The sequence below is a fragment of the Acinetobacter sp. ANC 4779 genome (genome assembly GCF_004331055.1).
GTDB lineage: Bacteria > Pseudomonadota > Gammaproteobacteria > Pseudomonadales > Moraxellaceae > Acinetobacter.
In genome coordinates this window covers 107,495-127,069 of sequence record NZ_SJNU01000008.1, presented here as the reverse complement: position 1 = coordinate 127,069, position 19,575 = coordinate 107,495, and the positions used below count along the sequence as shown (strand labels likewise).

The 19,575-nt window shown below is 44.1% G+C and carries 16 protein-coding genes and 1 pseudogene; 16 read left to right on the top strand and 1 reads right to left on the bottom strand.

Annotated features, from left to right (window positions below; all coding sequences use genetic code 11):
- Positions 1 to 74 precede the first annotated feature (74 nt).
- Entirely contained in the window at positions 75 to 2,885 is a 2,811-nt protein-coding gene (locus tag E0H80_RS10820; protein WP_131365694.1) for an ATP-binding protein, read from the bottom strand.
- A 153-nt stretch (positions 2,886 to 3,038) separates the two neighbouring features.
- On the opposite strand from E0H80_RS10820, the gene cysM reads away from it, so the two are divergent.
- From cysM to E0H80_RS10740, 16 genes and pseudogenes are all read left to right on the top strand, one after another.
- Positions 3,039 to 3,959 (top strand): cysteine synthase CysM, encoded by a 921-nt coding sequence (gene cysM, locus E0H80_RS10815; protein WP_131365692.1) that lies wholly within the window; start codon positions 3,039 to 3,041, stop codon positions 3,957 to 3,959.
- Between the two features lie 22 nt (positions 3,960 to 3,981).
- Positions 3,982 to 4,803: a 3'-5' exonuclease gene (locus tag E0H80_RS10810; RefSeq protein WP_067870488.1), complete on the top strand. Its 822-nt coding sequence runs from the start codon at positions 3,982 to 3,984 to the stop codon at positions 4,801 to 4,803.
- Positions 4,804 to 4,809: 6 nt separating this feature from the next.
- Entirely contained in the window at positions 4,810 to 6,201 is a 1,392-nt protein-coding gene (gene rlmD / locus E0H80_RS10805; protein WP_131365690.1) for a 23S rRNA (uracil(1939)-C(5))-methyltransferase RlmD, read from the top strand.
- Positions 6,202 to 6,230: 29 nt separating this feature from the next.
- Entirely contained in the window at positions 6,231 to 8,537 is a 2,307-nt protein-coding gene (locus E0H80_RS10800; RefSeq protein WP_067870492.1) for a RelA/SpoT family protein, read from the top strand.
- 237 nt (positions 8,538 to 8,774) lie between these two features.
- Entirely contained in the window at positions 8,775 to 9,416 is a 642-nt protein-coding gene (locus E0H80_RS10795; RefSeq protein WP_131365688.1) for a beta-ketoacyl synthase chain length factor, read from the top strand.
- Positions 9,410 to 10,223, top strand: a pseudogene (locus E0H80_RS10790) (lysophospholipid acyltransferase family protein). Before E0H80_RS10795 ends, E0H80_RS10790 begins: the two are co-directional and overlap by 7 nt.
- Positions 10,207 to 10,467, top strand: coding sequence for a phosphopantetheine-binding protein (locus E0H80_RS10785; protein WP_067722984.1), 261 nt, complete (start codon positions 10,207 to 10,209; stop codon positions 10,465 to 10,467). Before E0H80_RS10790 ends, E0H80_RS10785 begins: the two are co-directional and overlap by 17 nt.
- Before the next feature lie 9 nt (positions 10,468 to 10,476).
- The gene (locus E0H80_RS10780; RefSeq protein ID WP_131365686.1) at positions 10,477 to 10,725 is read left to right on the top strand and encodes an acyl carrier protein; all 249 of its coding nucleotides are present in this window, start codon (positions 10,477 to 10,479) and stop codon (positions 10,723 to 10,725) included.
- Entirely contained in the window at positions 10,722 to 11,270 is a 549-nt protein-coding gene (locus tag E0H80_RS10775) for a septation protein IspZ (protein WP_131365684.1), read from the top strand. Before E0H80_RS10780 ends, E0H80_RS10775 begins: the two co-directional genes overlap by 4 nt.
- Before the next feature lie 18 nt (positions 11,271 to 11,288).
- The gene (locus E0H80_RS10770; RefSeq protein ID WP_131365681.1) at positions 11,289 to 12,959 is read left to right on the top strand and encodes an AMP-binding protein; all 1,671 of its coding nucleotides are present in this window, start codon (positions 11,289 to 11,291) and stop codon (positions 12,957 to 12,959) included.
- 13 nt (positions 12,960 to 12,972) lie between these two features.
- Entirely contained in the window at positions 12,973 to 13,707 is a 735-nt protein-coding gene (locus tag E0H80_RS10765) for a glycosyltransferase family 2 protein (RefSeq protein WP_131365679.1), read from the top strand.
- Between the two features lie 55 nt (positions 13,708 to 13,762).
- The gene (locus tag E0H80_RS10760; RefSeq protein WP_131365768.1) at positions 13,763 to 14,641 is read left to right on the top strand and encodes an acyltransferase; all 879 of its coding nucleotides are present in this window, start codon (positions 13,763 to 13,765) and stop codon (positions 14,639 to 14,641) included.
- A complete protein-coding gene (locus E0H80_RS10755) occupies positions 14,641 to 16,173 on the top strand; it encodes an HAL/PAL/TAL family ammonia-lyase (RefSeq protein WP_131365677.1) in 1,533 nt (510 codons plus the stop codon). Before E0H80_RS10760 ends, E0H80_RS10755 begins: the two co-directional genes overlap by 1 nt.
- Before the next feature lie 19 nt (positions 16,174 to 16,192).
- Positions 16,193 to 16,612, top strand: a complete 420-nt coding sequence (locus tag E0H80_RS10750; protein WP_131365675.1) for an acyl-CoA thioesterase — start codon at positions 16,193 to 16,195, stop codon at positions 16,610 to 16,612.
- A gap of 53 nt (positions 16,613 to 16,665) precedes the next feature.
- Entirely contained in the window at positions 16,666 to 17,265 is a 600-nt protein-coding gene (locus E0H80_RS10745) for a LolA family protein (protein WP_131365766.1), read from the top strand.
- On the top strand, positions 17,240 to 19,564 hold the full coding sequence (locus tag E0H80_RS10740) for an MMPL family transporter (RefSeq protein WP_131365673.1): 2,325 nt from the start codon (positions 17,240 to 17,242) through the stop codon (positions 19,562 to 19,564). The genes E0H80_RS10745 and E0H80_RS10740 overlap by 26 nt, the downstream gene beginning before the upstream one ends.
- Positions 19,565 to 19,575 lie beyond the last annotated feature (11 nt).

Below are 19,575 nucleotides of genomic sequence, written 5' to 3'. Positions count from 1 at the left end.
ATACATGCCACGATCCATGACAGCAGAGTCACATCTAAAGATGGACGCTACGATCAAAAGTCACATAAGAACATTTAAGTATTTTGTTTGTTTAAAATTTGCTGTGATGCCTGTTCAACTTGCTGAACTACAGACTGCAATTCGTCAAAACGTTTTAGGGTTTCTTGAATAAATGTTTCATCGGCCTTACGGCGTTCTTTACGTAAGGAGGAAACAAACTGCTCAAATCCACCGGTTGCTTCTTGCAAGGTCGGTGCACCGACATAGCGGGTTGCACCATGTAAACGATGCAGCACATGTTCCAGTTGTGGGAAATCTTCCATTTCAATCAACAGCTGCATTTCACTCAGTTCTGTAGGGAAACTGTCGACCAGCATTTGAAGTAGATCAATTGCCAGATCTTCTTTATTGGCTGCCAGTTGCAAGCTTTGTTGCCAATCTAAAATATTCGGATCAAGTGCCTCAATCAGGATGGCTTTATCCATCGTTTTGGCTTTTTTAAAGTTTTCTGAGGTCAACTGGGTCAAAATTTGAATAATCTGATCCATTTGAATTGGTTTGGTCACATAATCATCCATGCCAACCTGTAACAATTTTTGTTTTTCATCGGCGAGTGCATGCGCTGTCAAGGCAATAATTGGCAAGCGTTTATGGTTCTCTAAAGTGGATTCTAGGGAACGAATAGCACGCGTGGTATCTACTCCTGACATCACCGGCATCTGGATATCCATAAACACCACATCAAATGCGGGCAGATCTTGTTGTATACGATGTTGAATGATTTCTAATGCTTCTTGACCGCTTAAAGCCTTGGTGGTCTTGACATTGAGTTCACCCAAAAGGGCTTCCAAAACAATTAAATTGGGTAAGTGATCATCGACAGCGAGCACATGCAACCCCTGGCCATTAAATTCTTCATGTACATCGTGATCAAAAATAGGCTGATTACTTAACAGTTGAATTAAAGCACTGCGACTCAACGGTTGATACAGCGGACGGGCACGATATTCATTCAGCATGTTTGGATCGAGCGACATCTGATAGCCGTACACTGCGATATTGCCGTGATAACGGTTACGGATTTCTTTCAGCAAGGCTTCGCCATCGCCACTATGATCCACAATGAGCCAGGTGTTTTCATCACTTTCCGAGAACTGATTCAGCTGACTGAATAAATCCAGAATCGAGCTGGTTTCCACATGATGTACATCATAATTTTCCAGATAATGACGCAAAATATTGGCAGTCGCAGGATGGGCTAAATAAGAGACTATCTGCATGTTATTGAAGTGCGGATGAACAATCTCAATCTCGTCGTTCACCTTAAACATGGCGCTAAACCAGAACGTAGAACCTTTTTCAGTCGGTGCACGTTCCTGGTTGTCTTCAAAGCCAATTTGACCTTGCATTAAATGCACCAGCTGTTTGGAAATCGCCAGCCCCAGACCTGTACCGCCAAATTGACGCGTCACCGAAGCATCACCTTGTGAGAAGGATTCAAACAATTTTTTACGGTCTGTACCGCTTAAACCGATACCGCTGTCTTGCACGCTAAAGTGCAAGATGCATTGCCCAATATCATCGTGTTCCATACGGGCACGGACAATAATTTCACCATCCGGGGTGAATTTAATCGCGTTTGAAATCAGGTTGGTCAGAATTTGCTTGAAGCGTAGCGCATCGCCAATTACTTGCGTTGGAATATTGTCGGCATAATAAAACGCCATATCAATATGCTTTTGAGCCGCGAGCGGGGAGAGCATGTCCATCACATCGAAAATGGCTTCTTCTAGGTCAAACGGTGCGGTTTCCAGTTCCAGTTTGCCGGCATCAATTTTCGAGAAATCCAGTACATCATTAATTAAAGCCAGAAGATGGGCAGATGATTTACGAATGGTTTGCAGATACAGGTTTTGCTCATTGCTCAAGTTGCCCTGACGCAGCAATAAATGAATAAAGCCATCAATACTATTCAGTGGAGTACGCAGTTCATGGCTGATATTGGCCAAAAATACCGATTTGGACTGGTTGGCTGAAATCGCCTGGTCACGCGCTTGGCGATAGGTAATGTTTTGAACTTCTAAGGTATCTAAGGTGCGACGTAAATCATCTTCAGTTTGTTCGGTATGTTCTTTGAGTTCTAAAAAACTAAAGTGCAGGCGTTTGACTACATTGGCAATGTCGCGCTGCAGTAAACGCAATTCGCCGGTACTGTTAATCACCATGTGCTGATCAAGCGTATCGACAGTGAGGCGTTGCAATTGCATGCGAATTTCGTACATCGGTGCAATCCAGCGACGCGAATAGAAATTCAGGCACAATAAAAGCAGCAATAAAGTCAGTAAGCCGGTTGCAATCAGCACCACCATGACCCGATAACGCGCAATTTCCAGCGGTTGGTTATCCAGTTCAATGACCAGGCGTGCAGGCGTTCCAGTATGGTCATTAATTTTTAGTGCATAAATATTATTATTTTGATACAGAATAGGGCCGACAAAAGAGGCTTGAGAGTCAATTTTTGGCCAAGGTTCTTGATCCTGAAAGCCGATACTTAAACGGTTTCTGCCTTTATCATCAATGATCGCTGCGCGAATTAAATATTTCTCATTCAGCATGACCTGCATGGCATTGCGTGCTTGGTCATACTGCCAGGGATAACTGCTCAATAAGTCGATTGCTGCTTCAGACGTCAGTTGATAGCGGGTCACAATCGCAATCGCCATTTGGCGTTGCTGTGCACGTGATGCATTGGAAGTTTCAGATAAAACCAGCAAGGCCCCGACACATGCCAAAATCATAATCGGCACAAAAATCAGGGCAATGAGTTGCCCATAAGCATGATTTAAGTGTAGACGTTTAAATAACTTTTTATTGATATTTGACATGATTAAAGCAGTTTATTTTCTATGCACGGAATATTAGCACGCTTTATTTAAAACTGACTGCGCTTTAAACACTTTCAATAAAAAGCCTGCTAAATGGGTGCAGCGAGGAGCATTTTTTCATACAATAGAGATACCTCGATATAGGTGCAAATAATGAGTAACTCCACCCCTGATTTTCAAGCAGACGAATTTTTGTTAGACCACTACGTAGGTAAAACGCCTCTGGTGCGTTTGCAACGTCTAGCAAGTCATACTCAAGCAACAGTATTGGCTAAACTTGAAGGAAATAATCCTGCAGGTTCGGTAAAAGACCGTCCAGCGTATAACATGATTATGCAGGCTGAAAAACGTGGTCAGATCAAACCAGGCGATACGTTAATTGAAGCGACAAGCGGAAATACAGGGATTGCCTTGGCCATGGTTGCTGCGATGCGTGGCTACAAAATAAAACTCATTATGCCTGCAGCTTCCAGTCAGGAACGTAAAGATGCGATGCGTGCTTACGGGGCTGAACTGATTGAATGTTCAAGCATGGAAGAAGCGCGTGATATGGCGCTGCAAATGGAAAAAGACGGTAAAGGTCTAGTCCTTAACCAATTCGGTAACCCGGATAATGTTGAAGCACATTACCTGACCACCGGTCCTGAAATCTGGCAACAAACAGGCGGTAAAATTACCCATTTCGTCAGTTCTATGGGAACGACGGGTACCATTATGGGAATTTCCAGATACCTGAAAGAACAGAATCCTGATATTCAAATTGTTGGTTTACAACCTGCTGAAGGTTCAAATATTGCCGGTATTCGCCGTTGGCCTGAACAATATTTGCCGACTATTTTTGACCCTAAGCGCGTTGATCGCATTATGGATATTCCGCAAATTGAGGCGGAAAAAATGGCCCGTCAGTTGGCGCGAAAAGAAGGCATCAGTGCCGGAACGTCTTCCGGTGGTGCAGTTTGGGCTTCAATACAGCTGGCGCAAGAAAACCCGGATGCCGTGATTGTCTGTATCATCTGTGACCGTGGTGACCGTTATCTTTCTACAGGGTTGTTCTCTGTACAGGATCCTGAATAAATCTGCAATTTTGTGAGTTAAGATGCGCTTACCTGTTTTAGTTTTCGATATAGAAACCCTGACCGATTTAAAATCGGGAGCGCATTTGTATGGTCTGGATTTGCCTGAAGCAGATCTGGAACAGGCGTTGATTAAATTGCGTCGTCAAGAGTCCGGTATGGACTTTCAGCGCATGGCCTTGCATGAAATTGTCTGTATTTCCGGTTTATGGCTGGATGAGCAAGGCGGCATGAAAATGTTCTCGTTTAGCCGGGAACAGAATACTGAAGCTGAAATTTTAAAGAAATTTCTCTCGATTTTTGACAAGCGTCATCCGACTTTGGTCAGCTGGAATGGCTCGCAATTTGATTTGCCGGTGATTCTGTTCCGGGCCATGTATCATGGCTTGTCTGCACCAGCTTTATTCGATCAGGGCGAAATTAATCAGCAAAAGCGTTATAATAACTACCAAAATCGTTATCACCATCGTCATGTCGACTTAATGGATGTGATTGCAATGTTCAATGGTCGCCAATTTCAGAAGTTGGATGATGTTGCCCATTTACTCGGTTATCCGGGCAAGCGTGGTGATGGTGCCTATCATGTGCCTGAATATGTGCGTCAGCAGGAATGGCAAAAACTCACCCGTTATTGCGAAGGTGATGTGCTGAATACCTGGCTGATTTACCTGCGCTGGTCATTGTTAAAAGGTCAGCTTTTACTCAATGATTATCGTGAGGCAGTTCAGGGCACTATTCAATTTTTATCAACTCAACCGCAACATGCAGATTTTTTAACAGTATGGCGTGAAACCTCACAACGTACTGAATTTACCGCTGCAGACTTTTTATCTCCCACACTCTAGGTATTCATGAAACATAGACCCAAGCCACGTCCAGCTCAACAGCCGATTTATACTTTTCAGGTTGAGTCACTTTCACACGAAGGACGGGGGATAGCGCACTATGGAACACATCCAGATCACCCAGATGACAAGCAAGGCAAAAAAGTATTTATCAGTTATGCCTTGCCTGGTGAGACCGTAAAAGCACAAATCACTCATGTGGCGAAACGTTTGGAAGAAGCGGACAGCATTGAGCTGTTAAGCGCGCCTGCTGCAACCCGTGTTGAGCCGAAATGTCCACACTTTACCGTGTGTGGCGGTTGTAATATGCAGCACATTCAGCAAGATGAACAAATTCGCTTAAAACAAGAGGTTTTAAAATCGCATTTAGAACATTTTGCCGGCATTCAACCTGAACAGTGGTTGGAACCATTACGTTCGCAACGTGAAGACTACCGTCGTAAAGCCCGGATTGGAGTACGCTATATTCCAAGTAAAGACAAACTGGTGGTGGGTTTTCGGGAACGTCAAAGTAATAAACTGATTTCGATTGATCGCTGTCTGGTGCTGGATCGTGAGTTTGGTTCTATTAGCGCCTTAAGGGAGTTACTCGAAAGTCTAAAGGCCAAAGCCGCTATTGGTCATATAGAATTGGCCATGGGTGATGAAGATATTGCCTTGGTGGTTCGCCATACTGAAAAATTATCAGCCGATGATGTCAACCAATTAAAACAGTTTACGTTAAACAAGCAGTGGCAATTGTATTTGCAACCTACAGGCAGCGAAAGTTTACATCGTGTCGATGACCCTAGCGCTGATATGCGTTTGCATTATGCGCTGGATGAATTTGAGGTGAAATTTGGCTTTAATCCGCTGGATTTTACTCAGGTGAACTCAACGATTAACCCACAAATGCTGAAGCTGGCATGTGATTTGCTTCAGTTGCAGCAGGGTGAACGAGTACTCGACCTGTTCTGTGGTTTAGGAAACTTTTCTTTACCGCTGGCTCGCTGTGTCGGTGAAACAGGGCAAGTCGTGGCTGTGGAAGGAAGTGAAGAAATGGTTCAACGTGGTACAGAAAATGCTAAAAATAATGCGATGAGTCACGTACATTTTTATTCACAAGATTTAACAAAAGATTTTTCGCATCATTCTTGGGCAAAACAGGGATTTGATGCATTATTGATAGATCCTCCACGCTCCGGTGCCGAGGAAATAATGTATTATGTGCCCAAATTTGGTGCAAAAAGAATCGTTTATGTATCATGCAATCCTGCAACATTGGCACGTGATGCCGGTGTGTTGGTGAAACATGGCTATCGATTAAAAAAGGCGGGGGTGATGGATATGTTTACCCACACGGGACATGTCGAATCTATTGCCTTATTCGAAAAAGATAAAGAAATAAACGATTTATAATATGATAAGTAAAGAAGTAGGAGAAGGGTATGGTCACAGTACGTGAACAACTTCCTGGACGTCTCAATGAGTTGTCCGAGGAAGCGACTGTAGAGCATGCCGAACAAGCTCGACAGGATCTGGCGGAATGGCTAGATCGGGTACGTAGCATATTAGATGACGCAGAGCTTAAACAACTCGAAGAAGTTGCCCAGCTAACTTTAAATAAAGAGTTACAAACTACGGTTAATCATCGCTCCAATACCTTTTATACCGGTATTGAGATGGCGGATATTTTGGCGCATTTACATGTGGATGAAGACACTTTGTCCGCAGCAATGCTGTACCGAAGTGTGCGTGAAGGCGTCATGACGCTTGAAGAGGTTCGGGAACATTTTGGCGAGCAAGTGCATAGTCTGGTCCAAGGGACCTTGGCAATGGGTAAGCTTTCTGAACTGATTGAAAAGAACAAACGCCTGGAAGACCATTTTAATAATAATCAAAGAGAGCATTTAAGCGGCATTTATAAAATGCTGATTTCTGTGACCGAAGATGTTCGGGTGGTCTTGATCAAACTTGCAGAGCGTACTTATGCCTTGCGGGAACTGACCCAAGCATCACGCGAGCGTCAAGAACGTGTTGCGCGAGAAATTCTGACCATCTACTCACCCTTGGCGCACCGTTTGGGGATTGCGCAACTTAAATGGGAACTTGAAGATTTAGCCTTTCGTTATTTGGCCCCGGAACGCTATAAGGAAATTGCGACCTTACTGAATGAAAAACGTTTAGAGCGCGAACAATATATTCAGTTTGTCATTGATAAACTGAAAAATGAACTGGCAAGCTATGATATCGAAGCGGATATTACCGGCCGGGTGAAACACATTTATTCGATTTATCGAAAAATGAAAAGTAAAAGCCTCAGTTTCGATCAGCTTTATGATATTCGAGCAGTTCGGGTATTGGTAAAAAACGTACCCGAGTGTTATCACTCACTGGGGATTGTGCATCAAATCTGGCGTCATATTCCGCACCAGTTTGATGATTACATTACCAACCCTAAAGCCAATGGCTATCGTTCGTTACACACTGCAGTCATTGCAGAGAACAAGTCGCTTGAAGTGCAAATCCGTACCAAAGATATGCATAACGAGGCAGAGCTTGGGGTTTGTTCGCACTTCAATTATAAAGAAGGCGCAAAAAATACCGATCACTCTTTCAACCATCGTTTACATTCCTTGCGTGCAGTACTGGAGCATTATCAAGAACGTAATGATGCCAGCGCACATAAATCAGAAGATGATTCCGAGAGTTTTGAACAGGTTCAAGATTTCGAAGGTTTTGAAAAGATTTATGTATTTAGCCGTGATGGGGACATTAAAGAGTTACCGCGCGGTTCAACCGTATTGGATTTTGCCTATCATGTGCACACCGAGGTCGGGAACAAGTGTTATGCAGCACGAGTAAACCAGCGCTATGTACCTTTAACCTATACCTTGAAAACTGGTGAACAGGTTGAAATCTTAACCAAGAAAGATCGTGAGCCGAATCGTGACTGGTTAGTGAACTCGCTGGGTTATATCAAGACCTCTCGTGCGCGAGATAAATTGCGCCATTGGTTTAGACAGCAGGACCGCAGTAAAAACCTGGAAGTTGGCCGTGAAATTCTGAATAAGGAACTTGTACGTCTAGCGATTCACCCAAAAAGTATTGATCTAAGTGATTATTGCAATCACTTTAATGTCAAGCTGGGTGAAGATATTTTGATTGGTTTGGTCAATGGCGATATTAGCCTGCATGCCTTGATCAATCAGGTCAACCGCCATATGCACATCGGTCAGGATGAGCCAGAGCTGGTGCTCAAGCCGACATTAAATCCGCGTGCCAGTCATACCTTGTCTGCGCATGGCATTTTAATTGACGGTTTGGACAATGTGGAACTGCATATTGCGCAATGCTGCCAGCCGGTACATGGAGAATCAATTGGTGGATATATCACGTTGAATCGCGGGGTGAGTATTCACAAGGTGGTGTGTTCGGATTATATTCGGATGATTTCTCAAGAACCTGAGCGTGCAGTTGAAGCCGATTGGGAAATGCAGCCAACCCGGGGTCAAAGCGTACAGATCGTGGTGGAAGCCTACGACCGGCGTGGTCTGTTAAAAGACTTAACCCAAGTGATTTTTTCCGATCAAATCAATATTCGTCAGGTGAATACCATTTCTGAATCAGATGGTATTGCTAACATGAAGCTGCTGATTGAAGTGAAAGGCTTGGCACAGTTATCACGTTTGTTGGCACGTTTAGAGCAACAACCGGGGATTATCAGTGCACGTCGTCTGGTGCAAGGCAATTAAGCTAAAGCTTTAAATTATTACCGGAAAACCAGCAACTTGTGTTGCTGGTTTTTTTATGCCAGAAACAAAAGATTACTTCACTTAGATCTAAAATGTATAAATAAATCAATGGAATGGATTTATGTTATTGAAAATCTACAGGATTTTTTTTTATGTAATTTTTGTGACAAATGCTATAATCCGGCGCATAAAATAGCCTCGAGCTAAACAATTTTTAGGGTATGGAATAATTCGGCAATGATCCAACTAAATGTATCACCCCTATATATGAGTCGTGCCGACGAAACCGCGCCTACCCTAGAACAGATTCCTGCCATGCAGCGTAGACGCTTATCTGGAATTGCAAAACTGGCTTTAAATAGTGCAATTCAATCGCTGAATTCAGAACCAGTGGACTACATTGTCTGGGCATCGCAATATGGTGATGAGCATAAAACCTTGAAAATTCTGGCCGATGTGCTGCAAGATCAGACTCCATCTCCGACGCAGTTTTCAACTTCGGTGCATAATGCGATTGCTGGCTTGTATTCCATTTTATGTCAGGATGCCACGCCGTCCACCAGTTTGGCCGCGACTTGGAGTGAAGCACTGATTGAAGCTTATGCCTGGTTAAAAACCATGCCACAACCTCATGATGCACGAGTTTTGGTGGTGTATTATGATGAAGCTTTACCTGAAATCTATCAGGAATTTCAGCCTTTTAGTGGTTTTGCCATGTCGGCAGTCATTAGCCTTGCAACACCAAATTTGCAACTGGATATCAACGCATTAACCCATCATCGCCATAAATATCTGGATGCGCAAAAATTTTATGATTTTTGGTATGAATTCGATCAAAAACAAGATGATCGTCAGACTCAGGCATGGCAAAAATGTTAAAAGCAGCTCGAATTAAACAAAAAGCCAATTATCTATGGCGTATGGGTGCAACCGGTTTTAGTTTTGCCAGTTTCGGGATGGGTGGAATGGCGATTGGGGGCTTGGTTGCACCGTTGGTGAATCTGTCGACCCAGAATCCGAGTTTAAGACAGCAACGCACGCAAAAAGTAATCAAGTATAGTTTCAAGGGCTTTACTGAAATGATGGTCAAGCTTGGAATTATGCGCTATGACATTGAAGGTCTGGAAAAATTACAGCACAGTAGGCAAGAACTGGTGATTGCCAACCATCCCACTCTGGTGGATGTGGTGCTGCTGATTGGCCTGATGGAACAGGCCAACTGTGTGGTGAAGCAAGCCCTGTGGTCAAATCCATTTACCAAAGGTCCGGTGCAAAATGCCGGTTATATTTTAAATGCAGCGTCTAAACAGTTTATTGAGGACTGCGTTGCAAAATTAAACACTGATCAAGCGGCATCTTTGCTGATTTTTCCTGAAGGAACACGTACGGCTAAAGGCGAATTATTGAATGAGTTTCAGCGTGGTGCGGCGAATATTGCGATTCGAGCCAATGTGCCGATTCGTCCCGTTCTGATCACCTGTACGCCTTCAACCTTAACCAAGAATGAAAAGTGGTATCACATTCCTTCACGACCATTTCATATTCAGGTGAAGGTGTTGGATGCCATTTACGTCGAAGATCTTTTAGATGATGCCACGGTCAGCCCGAAAAATGTGCGTCAGCTGAATCATCAATTACACCAGTTTTTTAACCAAGAGTTATCTGAAAAATGAGCAATCTTGCTGATGAATTAAAGCAAATGATTATTGATGTTCTGGCCCTTGAGGACATCAGCATAGATGATATTGAAACCGAAGCACCTTTATTTGGTGATGGCTTGGGTCTAGATTCCATTGATGCCTTGGAACTTGGTTTGGCGCTGAAAAAACGTTACAACATTCACTTGAATGCTGAATCGGCAGAAACCAAGCAACATTTTAAATCCATTCAAAGTCTGGTGGCTTTGGTGGAAGCACAGCAAAAGGCGTAAGAGGTTGTGATGTTAACTCAGGAACAAGTACTTGAAAAATTAAGAGCATGGATGGAAGATCTGTTCGAAATTAGTCCTGAAGATGTTCAGCTGGATGCAAATTTAGCCAATGATCTGGATGTGGACAGTATTGATGCGATTGATCTAGTGGTCAAAATTAAAGAATTGACCGGTAAACAGGTCAATCCGGAAGATTTTAAAAATGTCCGTACGGTTCAAGACGTGGTGACTGTGATTCAGAATATGTCTGCTGCATGAACCTGCTCTTCAAAGGGATAGTGGCAATCGGCTTGATTCTCTATCCCTTTTTAGTGGGTTATAGTTTGTCGCATGGGCAATATATCTGGGTCAGCAGCCTGCTGATTGTTTTGGGTCTATTACGCTTGTTCAGCAAGGGCAATGCCTTGTTGTGGCCACTGACCGGATTTGCGATTTTATGTGGCAGTTTGAGTTTGATTTTAAAAGATAATGCCTGGCTGAAACTGTATCCGGTATTTATGAGTGTTGGTGCACTTCTCATTTTTGCCTCGACTTTAATTAAACCGCCTTCTATGATTGAGCGTTTTGCACGTTTAGCAGAGCCCAATTTACCCGAAGCAGGCATCATCTGGACGCGCAAAATCACCATTGTCTGGTGTGGTTTTTTCGTGCTGAATGCCCTGATTTCCTTGGCAACGGTATGGTTTACGCCCATGCACATCTGGGTGCTATATAACGGTTTTATTTCCTATGTACTGATGGGAATGTTGCTGCTGGGCGAATTTATCTTGCGTAAGCGACAGCAGCGCTTAAATCAACTTTAGGAATAAAAACAGATTATTATGTTGTGTCATTTTCAGAATCATCTCCATTCATTGAACGTGCTGTGTATTCAGCCTGATTTAAGCCCAGTCTCTTTTCAGGATTTCTGGCAGGATGTGATACAACAAAGCCATGCAATTGAGTCACTTTCACAGCAAAGTTGGGCTTTGTGGGAACCTGACAGTTATCAGTTTCTAGTGCTGCTGTTTGCCGCACTGTTGGCCAAAAAACAGGTGCTTTTGCCACCTAATCGGGTCAGTGATTTAGAAAAAGAACTCGCAGAACAGAACATTTATTTCTTGCAACGTCAGTCAGTATCATTAGCACAAAATCAAAATATTGAACTGAATCTGGATGATGCTTTTTTGCATCAGGCGAAAATCTATTTTTACACTTCTGGTTCTACCGGACAGCCAAAGAAAATCCCGCGTACCTTGCGTCAATTGCTCAATGAAGTACAGGGATTAGATGCCAGTTTTCAATTGCCTGAACAGGCGATTGCCATTGCAACCGTCAGTCATCAGCATATTTATGGTTTGCTGTTTAAATTGCTCTGGCCATTGGCAAGTGGTCACTGTTTTTATCAGACGCAGCTGGCTTTCCCTGAAGATGTCGCGGATATCCAAAAAAAAATAGCTGCTTTTAAGATGAATAATTATGTGATTTCCAGTCCTGCCTTGTTAAAACGCTGGACCAGCGATGTGTTATTGCAAGACTGCCTCACCGTATATTCATCGGGTGGAAAACTTGAGTCCGGTGTACGTCCTCATGTAAACCGACCGATTACCGAAGTGTTTGGCAGCTCCGAAACGGGCGGAATTGCACATCGAAAGCAAGATGATGCCTTGTGGACACCGTTTGCCAATGTCGATATTCAGGCCGGGGAGCAACAGGAACTGCAAGTCAGAACCAATCATGCTTTTAGTGAAGACTGGATTTTCACCGGTGATAAAGTTGAAGTGATGGATGCGGTAAATTCCAAAAGTCCATTCCGTTTGCTGGGACGACTAGACCGGATTGTAAAACTGGAAGAGAAACGCCTCAGTCTGGATGCCATCGAGCAGAAAATTGTCGAGCTGGATGAAATTATCCAGTGTCATGTGTTGATTGTGGAACGGGAACATCGTCAAATTTTAGCCTGTGTGGCGGTCTTGTCCGAGCAGGCCAGACAACAGCTACAAAGCAGCAACAAAGCGCAATGTGTGGCAGCAATCAAAGCGCAGTTAAATTCAAAGCTGGAAAGCATCGCCATTCCAAGACAGTGGCGATTTTTGACACAATTACCGCAAAATGCCCAATCTAAGCTGAATAAACAATACATGAAATCCTTATTTCAGCCTATGTTATTGCCTATTGTGTTGGAGCAACAAAATGAGCCAGATCAGGCGCTCTATCGCCTCGAGTTTTCTCCCGAACTGGAATGCTTTAAAGGGCACTTTCCAGGCTATCCAATTTTTCCGGGTGTAGGACAGATTGGGTTTATTCAGCATTTTGCCCGTCAGACCTGGGCAGAGCTTGAATGGTGTAATGGTTTTGAACAGCTCAAGTTTCAGGATCTGATCCAGCCTTATAGGGTATTACAACTGAAATTGTCGAGAAAACTGCACAAAGTCAGTTTTGTATTAAGTCATGCAGAGCAGCCATTGGCATCTGGCCGTTTGTTGTTTAAAACACAAACTGAACAGACTTAAAAAGGGGATGTATATGCAGCATTGTTTTGTGATTCCAGTTTATAACCATCCTCATCATATTCAGGCTTTGGTAACTCATTTGAACCAGTTTCAAATGCCGATTATTTTGGTCAATGATGGCAGTGATGCCTTATGTACAGCAATTTTACATGACATTCAGGCAAAGCATTCCTGGGTTGAATTGGTGGAGCATAGTCATAATCAGGGCAAAGGCAAGGCAGTGAGCAGCGGTTTACGCCATGCACATGCTCTGGGTTTTAGTCATGCCTTACAGCTCGATTCCGACGCTCAGCACGACTGGCAGGATGTGGCAAAATTTCTGCAAATTTCCCAACAAAACCCGCAAGCAATGGTCATCGGTCAGCCCATTTTCGATGAATCGGTGCCGAAAAAACGCCTTTATGGTCGCTATGCGACTCATATCTGGGTGTGGATTAATAGCCTGTCTTTTGATATTAAAGACAGTATGTGCGGTTTTCGGGTTTATCCGCTGCTTAGTACCATTCAGGTGCTGGATTCTGCAAAATTTCAGCCACGTATGGGTTTTGATAGTGAAATTTTGGTGCGTTTAAAATGGGCAGAGGTGCCTTTTATGAATGTGCCCACCAAAGTGGTCTACCCTGAAGATGGCATTTCGCATTTCAAGCTATGGCGTGACAATATTGGTATAAGCCAGGCACATTTGCACTTGTTTGGCGGCATGCTGCTGCGTTTGCCTAAATTGCTGTCACAGAAAATAAAAGGTTAATCCAGTGGCTGAGCTGAACACAACGCAATGGAATGACATTAAAGAACGGGGTGGAATGTTTTCACTGAATTTGGTGTTGGCTTTCTATCGTTTAGGTGGTCGCTGGCTGTGCCGTATCTTGATGTATTTTATTATTATGTGGTTCTGGATTTTTTCAGTCACTGCTCGTCAGGCCTCACAGCTCTATTTAACCAAGTTGCATCATTTTGCAGGACCGAATTCACCCTTTAAAAGCACACCTGGTTTGGGCCATAGCTATCTGCATTTAATGCAGTTTGGCGAATGTATTCTGGATAAAATTGAAGGTTGGCTCGGAAAAATATCGGAGCAACAACTGGTTTTACACGGACATGAGTATCTCCGCGCGCATTATCAAAAAGGTGCGGTGATTGTGGTGTCGCATTTTGGCAATATTGAATTGCTGCGGGCAATCAAATCGGATCATCCACAAAAAATTAATGTCTTGGTCTATCAAAAACATGCGACCAAATTTAACCGGTTTCTCAAAAAACTGAATGATCATGCCGATGTCAATCTGATTTCGGTAGATGAACTGGGTATGGAAACTGCGCTGATTTTGCAAGAAAAACTTGATCAGGGGGAGTGGATTATTGTTGCGGCGGATCGCGTTCCGGTGCAATCGGATCGGGTACAGCCAGTTTCATTTTTAGGTGAAGAGGCCAACTGGCCGCAAGGGGCATGGATTTTAGCCAGTTTGCTAAAAGTGCCTGTACTGGCTGTGTTTTGTTATCGCATTGAAAACTGCTTTGAAGTGCATATTCATTCGATTGCAGAGCAACTGGATTTTCCGCGTAAAAACCGCATGCAAGCGATGCAAAATACTACACGCCAATATGTCAGCTTACTTGAACAGCACTGTATTCGTGCGCCATATCAATGGTTTAATTTCTATAATTTCTGGAACAAAGATTAATGCAAGTGTTAATAGTTGGGGAAACACCACTTTCGATTGAAGATGTGGTGGCTGTTGCACGTCAGGAAAAATCAGTGGCTTTGCCTGCCAGTGCTGAATGGCGTGAATTGATTCAGCGCGGTGCCGATTTTCTGGATCAGCTGTTGCAGGATGAAGGCGTGATTTATGGTGTCACCACCGGCTATGGCGATTCCTGTCTGGTGGAAATTCCCGCGCATCAGGTCAATGAACTGCCTTTGCATTTATCGCGTTTTCATGGCTGTGGTCTCGGTCAGAATCTGGATTTAATCACGGCGCGAGCTGTAGTGGTGACACGTTTATGTTCGCTGGCACGTGGCTATTCCGGTGTTTCGCATGCCTTGCTGCAACGTCTGGTATGGATGCTGAATGAAAATGTGATTCCGGTGATTCCGTCAGAAGGTTCAGTTGGTGCCAGTGGCGATTTAACACCATTGTCCTATATTGCAGGGGCTTTGGTCGGTGAGCGTGATGTTTACCATCAGGGGCAGATTGTTCCGATCAGTCACGTCTATGCAGAAAAAAACATGCAGCCCTTGGTGTTACGTCCTAAAGAAGGACTGGCGCTGATGAATGGTACTGCTGTCATGACTGCAATCGCCTGTTTAAACTATAAAAAAGCTGAACAGATTAGTTTGGCCAGTACCTGCATTACCGCACTGAATGTTTTGGCTTTGGAAGGCAATCCGAGTCATTTCGATGAAGTACTGTTTGCACAAAAACCGCATCCGGGCCAGCAACATATTGCCGAACAATTGCGCAATTGGTTAAACAGTGAAGTACAAACCGAACATCAGAGTTCACGTTTGCAAGACCGATATTCCTTGCGCTGCGCACCGCATATTATTGGGGTATTTGAAGATTCTAAACCCTGGTTACGCCAGTTTATTGAAAATGAACTGAATTCCAGTAATGATAATCCATTAATTGATCCGGTAAATTTACGCGTGTTGCATGGCGGTCATTTCTATGGCGGACATATTGCCCAAGCCATGGACAGCCTGAAAATCATGATCGCCAATATTGCCGATTTAATGGACCGTCAATTTGCGCAACTGGTGGACTATAAAATGAATAATGGTTTGCCGCGTAATTTGACCGGCGCCACCGCAGTACGTTTACCGCTGAATCACGGTTTTAAAGCCGTACAGATTGGCGTGTCGGCATGGACAGCGGAAGCCTTGAAACAAACGCTTTCAGCATCCATTTTCTCTCGTTCGACCGAATGTCATAACCAGGACAAGGTCAGTATGGGCACCATTGCCGCACGCGATGCCAGCCGGGTGATAGTGTTGACCGAACAGGTGATTGCCGCGCTGTGCTGTGCCAGTGTTCAAGCCATTCACTTAAAAGGTTTGGATGGCAAGCTGGCCGAAGTCTTGGCTGCATTTAGGGCCTGGGTGTTGCAGAGCTTTGACTACGTGGTGGAAGACCGGCCATTGCAACACGAGTTGCAGCAACTGGTGGATCGTTTGGAAAATTTAGAATTATTAAGCAGTGAACTTGTTCGCTAAAGCTGATGGGATACAGACTATGCATGCCGATGTAATCATTGAAGTACCCTTTCATGATGTAGATGCCATGAACGTGGTCTGGCATGGACATTATTTAAAGTATTTTGAAATTGCGCGTTGTAAATTGCTCGATAAGTTTGATTACAACTATATCCAGATGCGTGACTCCGGTTATGCATGGCCTGTGATAGAAAGTCATGTGCGTTATGCGTATGGCATCCTGTTTCAACAGAAAATTCGGGTACGTGCAATTTTAAAAGAATGGGAAAACCGTCTGAAAATTGAATATCAGATTTTTGATGCGGAAACTGGAAAAAGACTGACCAAAGGCTATACCACCCAAGTGGCGGTGCAGATTGAAAACCGTGAAATGTGTTTCCAGTCACCGCAAATTTTATTGCAGCGCTTAAACGCCTGGTCTGAGTTTAAAGCGGAGTAAAGCAGATGACATTGATCAATCTACCACGTGCAGCATGGCGGTTATTCGCAGCCATGCTAGCTCTTATCATGTTGCTGTGGCAACCGGTGCATGCACAAAATCCGCAGCTCAAACAAATCTTTGCACAGCTTGCCGCGACGCCTACCGTGCGTGCCAATTTTGAACAGCAAAAAAAATTGACTTCAATGAATAAAACCTTTGTTTCCAAAGGCACGGTACTATTTTCCAAATCAGAAGGGGTGATCTGGAAAATTCAAACCCCAGTCAAAGCCGACCTGATTGTGACCCCGCGTAAACTGGTGCAAAAAACCCAGCGCACCTATAGTCAGATTGAAATTGATAAATCACCTTATGGCTCGGTTGCGACCATGTTCTTGCAGCTGATGTCGGGCAATGAAATGGCTTTAGCCAAGAACTTCAATATTGTTTCGGCCAGTTATACCCCGGCGCAGTGGAGTGTGACTTTAACCCCGAAAAGCAGTTTATTTAAAAAATTATTTGTCCGTGTCGATGCCCAAGGACAGCGTTATGTCGATCGTATTGTGCTGCAGGAAAAAGGCAATAACAGCAGCACCATTCGCTTTAGCCAGCAAACGACTCAACCCCAAATTTTAACGGCTGAGGAAAATGCACTTTTCCAACTGGCAAAATAAATTTACGGCGTTATGGCTGATTGTGCTCAGCGTGATCGCCATCGCGCTGGGTACGGCTTGGCTGAAAAAAGAGATTCACATTCAAACCAATATCTTTGCCTTATTGCCGGAAGCCCACCAGGATCCGCGGCTGGAACGGGCGCAGCAATATGTCAGTCAGCAGCTTAATGACAAGGTGTTTGTGGTGCTCAATGCCAAGGATGATGCAGCTCTAACAAAAGCTACCCGTACCTTTAAACAAAGCGTGGCAACAACGGATTTATGGCAACCGCTACATGCACAGCTGGACAGTGAAAAGTTTGCCCAAGTGTTATATCAACATCGTGCCGGCTTGCTGACTCCCGATGATCAAAAGCTGCTTGAAGAAAAAAATTATGCCTCTTTGACCGACCAAGGCTTATTGCAGATCATGAGTCCGGGCATGCCTGTGACTACAGAGCTGTTACAACAAGACCCGCTGTTATTGTTTCCGCGTTATGCCATGGGCTTATCCAGTTTACAGGCGAATCCAGATATAACGCTGGAAGATGGTTTTGCCACGATTCGAGATGAGCAAGGTATTTCCCGTTTATTGGTGTTAGAGCTAAAAAATAGTCCTTACAATATTGATTATCAGGAAAAAACATCCGCATGGATTGAGCAGCTCAATGCAAAGCTAAAACAGATGCAGGTTGAACCGCATTGGACCGGTACTTTGCTGTTTGCCCAATTCGGTACCACCTCGGCGGAAAAAGAAATTTCTACTATTGGGGTCGGTTCTACCCTCGGTATTTTTCTTTTGGTACTGTTTGGCTTCCGCTCGGTTCGTCCGATGCTGACTGAAATGATTGCTGTAGGAACCGGATGTCTGGTGGCATTTGCCCTTACCCATTGGGTGTTTGGTGAAATTCACCTGATGACTCTGGTCTTTGGTGCCAGTCTGGTCGGGGTATGTGTCGATTTTTCTTTTTACTTTATGGCCATGCAATCGCAGCATCGACATATCAACGGTTTTGCAGTATTAAAGCCGTTATTACCCAGCCTGTTTATGGGGTTGATGACCACTCTGGTCGCATATATTTTCCTCAGTTTTACCCCATTTCCGGGCTTTAAACAGATTGCAGTATTCTCTATGGTGGGTCTGGCTGCAGCATGGATCACCAGCGTTTTACTGTTACCAAGATTAGCGCCGTTAAATGCCGAGCCGGCCATTCGCCGTTTAGGCTTTATTGGTAAAGCACGCTCTTGGGTGCAGGCTAGAAATGGTCTGCGTTATGGCCTGATCGGCTTAATTGCTGTGGTCACGGGTAGTAGCCTAATGTTTCTGCAAAGCAATGATGATATTCGTAACTTACAAAGTATGGATCAAAAACTGAAGCAGGAAGATCAGTACGTCCGTGAACGCTTTATGCAGCAGCAAAGCAGTGAATACTTTGTGGTACATGGCAGCACAGCTCAGCAACTGGAACAAAACGAACAGAAACTGTTAGAAAAATTGCAAGTTCTACAGGTACAAAACAAGCTGGATGGTTTTCAGGCTTTAGGTCAATGGCTGCCATCCAAAGCGCAGCAGCAACACAATATTCAGTTATTACAAGCGATTCCAACTGGTACCTTGCTGGACTATGCCGCAGTATTGCAGCTGAATCCGGCAGAGGTGTTGGGCTGGCAAGAACAACTGGCCCAGCAGCCTTTACTCAGTCCTGCTGAAATGAGTCAGCATCCTTTGGCTTTTCTACACATGAGTCCAACCGAGCGACTGGTGCTGTTGCAAAATGTGCATGATGTTGCCGCTTTAGAACAGCTCAATACTCCGCAGGTACAGCTATTACGTCCAGTCAATCAACTGTCTGAGTTGTTCCAGCAGCACCGTATTCAGGCACAGTGGTTGCTGGTTTCGGCTTTAATCTGTTTAATGATTGGACTAGGCCTCATTTATGGCTTGAAGTCGATTTTAGCTTTGGTCTTGCCGGTGACGCTGGCCTTGATGAGCACTTTTGCGATTCAGGCCTGGCTGGGTGTAGAAATTAATTTATTCAGCATTATGGGGACTTTCCTGATTATCGGGATTGGGGTGGACTATGCCATTTTCTACCGCCACGGACATGATCATCCGCAAGTCGTGGGCATGGCTCTATTCCTTTGTATGATGTCTACTTTATTAGGTTTCGGTTTATTATCCTTTAGCCAGACTTATGCCATTCATTGCTTTGGTTTGACGGTGTTGCTTGGGGTTATTTTTTCATTTATTTATGCAACCTTGTTTACATCTTCCGATGTCAAACATGGGGTGCTTCATCAATATCAGTCAAAGAACTGAGAGACTAAGGT